The organism is Ruegeria sp. B11, from assembly GCF_056539785.1.
In genome coordinates, this window is record NZ_JBQFVO010000005.1 from 240,022 (window position 1) to 246,021 (window position 6,000).

Consider the following 6,000-nt stretch of genomic DNA (forward strand, 5'->3'; position numbering starts at 1 on the left):
CGGCAAGCCGCGCAGCGACTCCACCAATGCTCTCGCTGGCTTAGATAGCGGGTCGTGATGTTCTGCGACAGAGCAAAATCGTCACGTCATGGTTTCGAGACGTCGCGTTTTGTCATTTTTTGGACCAGAAACGAAATTTAGTTTCCCGACGGCAGGCGCGATCACCGGTTTGCGCCGGGAATCCAGAGCACATCATCGTGCCCGCCGTTGTTGGCACAGCGCGCGGCGACAAAGAACCAATCGCTCAGGCGGTTGAGGTATTTGACAGCCACCTCATTGACCGGTTCCATGTTTGTCAGCTCAACCGCCAACCGCTCGGCCCGGCGCGAAACTGTTCTGCACACATGCAGATGCGCGGCCAAACGTGAGCCACCGGGTAGGATGAAACTGCGCAAGGGCTGGAGCGCTTCATTCATCGCGTCGATCTCGGCTTCAAGCCGGTCGATCTGAGCGGAAACGATACGCAGGGGCGGGTAGTCGGCCTCGGCATCCTTATCCATGTCGGGGCGGCAGAAATCGGCACCCAGATCAAACAGGTCATTCTGGATACGGGACAAGGCGGCTTCGACTTCTCCGACTGCTTCGGTCCGTGCCACGCCGACAAAGGAATTCAGCTCATCCACAGTGCCATAGGCCGCGACACGCCCGGAATATTTGGCAACGCGCTCACCATTGCCCAGAGCGGTTTTCCCATCATCGCCGGTGCGCGTGTAAATCTTGTTGAGAACGACCATGCCTTACCCTCCCTGCCCACGCAGATAGACGTAAAGTACGATCAGCAGCACCGCAATGAACTGAAACAGGATCCGCAGGCGCATCAGCTTGTTGCTTTTCAGCGCGGCTTCTTTGCCGGGTTTTCCAAAATTGGCAATGCCCATCACCAGCACGACGACGACCGCCGCCATGGCCAGAAGCAGTATGACCATCGTCAGGTCCATAGCTCACCGTCCGTGTTTGTTCAGTTGTTGAGCCGTCATCTAGCGTTGATAGCGGCAAAAGCGAACAGGTAATTTCGCCTCATATGTCCGAGAGGATGCGATCAATGGCCCGGGTGGGCAGAATACGGCGCAGATATCCGGCGATATAGGTGGGCGTCGTCACATAGTATCGCGGACGTGGGCGCTTGGATTCAACCGCATGCGCCAATTTGGCGGTAACAGCCGAGGCAGGCAGTTCGAACTTGTCAGGTCCGGAGGATTCGTAGAGGCGTTTCAGCAGCGTATCCTCGTATCTCTGTCGCAGGGCCGAGCTTTTCCAGTCAATAAAGCGTTCGAAGACAGGGATCGCGTTCACACGGATCTTCGAGGTGACCGGGCCTGGTTCGATCAGGATGACCTTGATGTCGGTGTCTCGTAGCTCTAGGCGCAAGGTATCGGTCAGGCCTTCGATGGCGTATTTGGTGGCGACGTATGCCCCGCGCCAGGGGAACGCGACCAGTCCCAACACTGATGAGTTCTGCACGATGCGCCCATGGCCCTGAGCCCGCATCACGGGAATCACCTGCCGGGTCAGTTCGTGCCAGCCAAATACGTTGGTCTCGAAAATTAGGCGAAGCCCTTCGATTGGGACATCTTCAACCGCGCCGGGAAGTCCGTGAGCGCCATTGTTGAACAACGCATCCAGCGTGCCACCGGTCGCGTCCAAAACCTGCTGCAGGCCTGAGGTAATGCTATCGGAATCGGTATAGTCGATCAGCGGGCTGTCGAAACCCTGTGCCCGTAGCCGATCACAGTCACGCTGTTGACGGCATGAGGCAAAAACGCGCCAACCGCGCGCGCGCATCCCGTGCGCCGCGTCCAGACCGATCCCGGATGAGCAGCCTGTGATCAGAATCGATTTCTGCATATTGCCCCCGCCTGTGTATTTCGCCCATAGCTATGGCGAGCTTTAGGTCAGGACAATGACACAGTTGCGTCAGTTTGTTGGTTTCCGAACCAGTGAGGCAGAAATCCAACCCACCCGCTGATCAGGGTATAACCGCAACCGCAGCCAGCCGGTGCCGGAATCGCTGAGAACCTCAACGCGCTGGCCAAGTTTGGCTTTGGCGATGATGGGGTAAATCGTTCCGGGCCCATCGCGCATATTGACCCGCGTGCCCGAGATTTCGCGGATATCTTTCTCTGGCTCGATGACCTGATTCACAGGTGTGATGTCATCCTGCACCTCGGCCTCGACCTGCAACAGTCCGGCGGCTCCGTCTTCAAGCGAAGCCAGAGTAAAGCTGACGCCGTTCTCGTCAAATGCAGAGAACTGAGACAGCGGATCGTTGGTGACTTGTGACAGGACGACCGCGGCATCCTCCTCTACTTGTGGCTCGGGCTGAGCGCGCGCCTGTACAATGCGCGCGGCAACGTTGGTCACAAGGTCTTCAGCCCGAGGTGCGTGGTCGTCTTTGGCCCGAGGTGCGTGGTCGGATGCAGGCTCATGTTCTGGCACAGAGGCAACGCGAACCGGTTGCTCGGTGCGGGTGCCGCGCGGTTCGAAATCCGGGCCCCCGCTCATCACATAGAAGCTCCAGCCGAGCATGGCGAAAGTGATAACAATAACACGCTTCATGGCGCACCCCCTGGCAATCGTAACATCAATAAAAGGCAGCAGTCTTAATGTTCGAAAGCCTACCATAGATTCAGCTTCGAGTCGAAAAGCGGGGGAAATCCGATACTTGCCTCCCCCTGTTGCAAAAAGCCCGACTTGTCCCCAGCAAAATATGCGCCGATTGCTTTACCCGCGCGCGCTTGCGTCGTATCACATCATGTATGAACGATACGATCGACGACCCCAATATGGAGACCCCTGACAATGGGGGCGAGGTAGCCGAGCCGCTGCGCCGCGCAATTGGCGAGCGCTACCTGACCTACGCGCTTTCCACCATCATGCACCGCGCTTTGCCAGATGCGCGCGATGGATTGAAGCCGGTTCACCGGCGAATCCTCTACGCGATGCGCGAGTTGCGACTCAGTGCGACGGGCGGTTTCCGTAAGTCAGCGAAAATCTCTGGCGACGTGATGGGTAACTATCACCCTCATGGCGACGCGGCGATTTACGACGCAATGGCGCGCTTGGCACAGGACTTCAACGTCCGATATCCACTGGTCGACGGGCAGGGGAATTTTGGCAATATCGACGGCGATAATCCGGCGGCCTCTCGATACACCGAGGCGCGGATGACCATCGTTGCCGAAGCCCTGTTGGAAGGGTTGAACGAAGACGCTGTCGATTTCCGCGACAACTATGACGGCACACTGACCGAACCGGTCGTGTTGCCCGCACAGTTCCCGAATCTACTGGCCAATGGCGCCAGCGGTATCGCGGTGGGCATGGCGACGAATATCCCGCCGCATAATATTTCCGAGCTGTGCGACGCTTGTCTGCATCTGATCAAGACGCCGGATGCGCGTGACGACACGCTATTGAATTACGTTCCCGGCCCGGATTTTCCGACCGGCGGCGTCATTGTCGAGCCGCCCGAAAATATCGCTCAGGCCTACCGCACCGGGCGTGGATCCTTCCGGCTGCGCTGTAAATACGAGGTTGAAGATCTGGGGCGTGGCCAGTGGCAGATCATCGTCACCGAGATTCCCTATCAGGTTCAGAAATCCAAGCTGATCGAAAAGATCGCCGAGCTAATCCAGACCAAGAAAATCCCGATCCTCGCAGACGTCCGTGACGAATCCGCCGATGACATCCGTCTGATCCTTGAGCCGCGCTCCAAGAATGTGGACCCCGAGGTGCTGATGGGGATGCTCTACCGCAACTCGGACCTTGAGGTACGCTTCAGCCTGAACATGAACGTGCTGATCGACGGCGTGACGCCCAAGGTCTGTTCGATGAAGGAGGTGCTGCGCGCCTTCCTCGACCACCGGCAAGAGGTGCTGTTGCGCCGCTCGCGCCATCGCATGGCCAAGATCGATCACCGTTTGGAGGTGCTGGAAGGCTTTATCGTCGCCTTCCTGAACCTAGACCGCGTGATCGACATCATCCGCTACGACGACGACCCCAAAGCTGCGCTGATGCGCGAAGATTGGGGCATCGATCACGTCCGCGCCACGGATGAGTCCGACTATGTCTCGCCCAAACCGGGTGAGGGCGAATTGTCTGAGGTTCAGGTTGACGCCATCCTCAACATGCGCCTGCGCAGCTTGCGACGTCTGGAAGAGATGGAGCTGGTCCGCGAACGCGATGAGTTGATGCTGGAACGCGCCAATCTCGAAGACCTGCTGGCCGATCCCGCCCTGCAATGGGCCAAGATTGCCGAACAACTCAAAGAAACCAAGAAGACCTTTGGCAAAGACTACGAAGGCGGTGCGCGCCGGACGCAATTTGCCGAGGCTGGGCAGGTCGAGGAAGTCCCGCTCGAGGCGATGATCGACAAGGAACCGATCACGGTCGTCTGCTCTCAGATGGGCTGGATTCGCGCCATGACCGGGCATATCGATCTGAAGCGCGAGTTGAAGTTCAAGGACGGCGATGGCCCGCGTTTCATCTTCCATGCGGAAACGACGGACCGTCTGCTGGTCTTCGCTTCAAATGGCCGATTCTATACCGTCAGCGCCGCCAACCTGCCCGGCGGGCGCGGCATGGGCGAACCCCTGCGTTTGATGGTCGATCTGCCGAACGAAGCGCAAATCATTGATATCCTGATCCACAAGCCGGGACGCAAATTGCTGGTGGCCTCGGATGCGGGCAACGGCTTTATGGTGCCCGAGGATGACGTTCTGGCCCAGACCCGAAACGGCAAGCAGGTGCTAAACGTCAAAGGCGACGAAACCGCGATGATCTGCAAGCCGGTTGCTGGCGATCACGTGGCTGTGGTGTCGCAGAACGGGAAATTCCTTGTGTTCCCGACCGAGGAATTGCCCGAGATGACCCGTGGCAAGGGTGTGCGTCTGCAGAAGTACAACATGGCTCGTGGACGTCAGGGAACGCTGGAGCTGGATGGCGGTTTGTCGGACGTGACGACCTTCAACTGGGAAGAAGGCCTGAAATGGTCCATGGGCGGCGACAAAACCCGGCACGAGGCCGATATGTCCCAGTGGCTGGCCAAGCGCGCAGGGGTCGGAAAGAAGGCGCCATATGGCTTCCCGCGGGACTACAAGTTCTCGTGATCCATTACCCGTTTGGTGAATTTCTGCCGATACGGCTTGGCACAACCCGTATCGGTGCGCTACATCCAAGAAAAACAGGCCTATCGAGACGAGAGACATGTTGCGCATTCTGACCCTGATCACCGGACTGGCCCTGATGGGCGCATGCACCCAAACGCAGGTTTATGAAGACCCCGAGTCGCTGGGTGAATTCAAGCTACGCGTGAATTATGCCTTTGCGGAAAAGGCCGTTCAGGGACCGGTTTCGCGGGATGCCACGCCGGATGAATGGACCAAAGCGATCCAGAATGCAGTGGACATCAGGCTTGGCCGGTATGAAGGTTCGCAGGAATACGACATTGGCATCAGTCTCGAGGGCTACATGTTGGCACCTCCGGGAATTCCTGTGATTTACAACCCCAAAAGCACCGCCATCGTTCTGGTAAACGTCTATGACGTCGAAAAGAAAGAGTTCCTTGCTAAAGGCAAGCAGTTTCAGGTGCTCGAAGATACCACCGGTGAAAGCGCCCTTACTGGGTCAGGAAATGCGCGCACCCGAGAAGAACAGATGAACGGTCTGGCCTTGAAGGTTGCCGACCGGGTTGAGGAGTGGCTGGCCGAAGAGCACAAGGATGATGGCTGGTTTGACAAGCGCCCCAGCTTGATCCAGCCGCTTGAAACCGAAGCTGTCACACAAAATCCGGCGTGATGGATGCATTTCCCTCAGGATGTGCTTGATTTTCCCCCCTGAACCAAATATCTCGCGCGCGCAGATGTAACCACGGGACCAAGGGTCCCCCAAATTGCAAAAAGGGCGCCTGAGGAATGGCAAAGGAAAAGTTTGAGCGTAATAAGCCGCACGTCAACATCGGCACGATTGGCCACGTTGACCACGGCAAGACCACGCTGACCGCAG

Annotated in this window: 7 protein-coding genes; 3 read left to right on the top strand and 4 right to left on the bottom strand. The window is 57.8% G+C overall.

Annotation, left to right across the window (positions count from 1 at the left end; translation table 11 throughout):
* Positions 1 to 161: 161 nt before the first annotated feature.
* The 4 genes from ACR0I1_RS17255 to ACR0I1_RS17270 all read right to left on the bottom strand — a co-directional run bounded on the left by ACR0I1_RS17255 (position 162) and on the right by ACR0I1_RS17270 (position 2,556).
* The gene (locus tag ACR0I1_RS17255; RefSeq protein WP_170736993.1) at positions 162 to 734 is read right to left on the bottom strand and encodes a cob(I)yrinic acid a,c-diamide adenosyltransferase; all 573 of its coding nucleotides are present in this window, start codon (positions 732 to 734) and stop codon (positions 162 to 164) included.
* A gap of 3 nt (positions 735 to 737) precedes the next feature.
* Positions 738 to 938, bottom strand: a complete 201-nt coding sequence (locus tag ACR0I1_RS17260) for a twin transmembrane helix small protein (RefSeq protein WP_170392587.1) — start codon at positions 936 to 938, stop codon at positions 738 to 740.
* A gap of 79 nt (positions 939 to 1,017) precedes the next feature.
* Positions 1,018 to 1,845, bottom strand: a complete 828-nt coding sequence (locus ACR0I1_RS17265) for an SDR family NAD(P)-dependent oxidoreductase (protein WP_170392586.1) — start codon at positions 1,843 to 1,845, stop codon at positions 1,018 to 1,020.
* A gap of 69 nt (positions 1,846 to 1,914) precedes the next feature.
* Positions 1,915 to 2,556, bottom strand: a complete 642-nt coding sequence (locus ACR0I1_RS17270) for an SH3 domain-containing protein (RefSeq protein WP_480454364.1) — start codon at positions 2,554 to 2,556, stop codon at positions 1,915 to 1,917.
* 200 nt (positions 2,557 to 2,756) lie between these two features.
* On the opposite strand from ACR0I1_RS17270, the gene parC reads away from it, so the two are divergent.
* From parC to ACR0I1_RS17285, 3 genes are all read left to right on the top strand, one after another.
* A complete protein-coding gene (gene parC, locus ACR0I1_RS17275) occupies positions 2,757 to 5,105 on the top strand; it encodes a DNA topoisomerase IV subunit A (protein WP_480707396.1) in 2,349 nt (782 codons plus the stop codon).
* A 97-nt stretch (positions 5,106 to 5,202) separates the two neighbouring features.
* Entirely contained in the window at positions 5,203 to 5,793 is a 591-nt protein-coding gene (locus tag ACR0I1_RS17280) for a hypothetical protein (RefSeq protein WP_170392584.1), read from the top strand.
* 116 nt (positions 5,794 to 5,909) lie between these two features.
* The coding region (locus tag ACR0I1_RS17285; protein ID WP_036223564.1) for a GTP-binding protein at positions 5,910 to 6,000 on the top strand (91 nt) is incomplete at its 3' end.

What these genes read in the sequence shown, in the direction of transcription:
- ACR0I1_RS17255 (WP_170736993.1), bottom strand. Translation starts at nt 734, where the DNA reads ATGGTCGTTCTCAACAAGATTTACACGCGCACCGGCGATGATGGGAAA.
- ACR0I1_RS17260 (WP_170392587.1), bottom strand. Translation starts at nt 938, where the DNA reads ATGGACCTGACGATGGTCATACTGCTTCTGGCCATGGCGGCGGTCGTC.
- ACR0I1_RS17265 (WP_170392586.1), bottom strand. Translation starts at nt 1,845, where the DNA reads ATGCAGAAATCGATTCTGATCACAGGCTGCTCATCCGGGATCGGTCTG.
- ACR0I1_RS17270 (WP_480454364.1), bottom strand. Translation starts at nt 2,556, where the DNA reads ATGAAGCGTGTTATTGTTATCACTTTCGCCATGCTCGGCTGGAGCTTC.
- parC (WP_480707396.1), top strand. Translation starts at nt 2,757, where the DNA reads ATGAACGATACGATCGACGACCCCAATATGGAGACCCCTGACAATGGG.
- ACR0I1_RS17280 (WP_170392584.1), top strand. Translation starts at nt 5,203, where the DNA reads ATGTTGCGCATTCTGACCCTGATCACCGGACTGGCCCTGATGGGCGCA.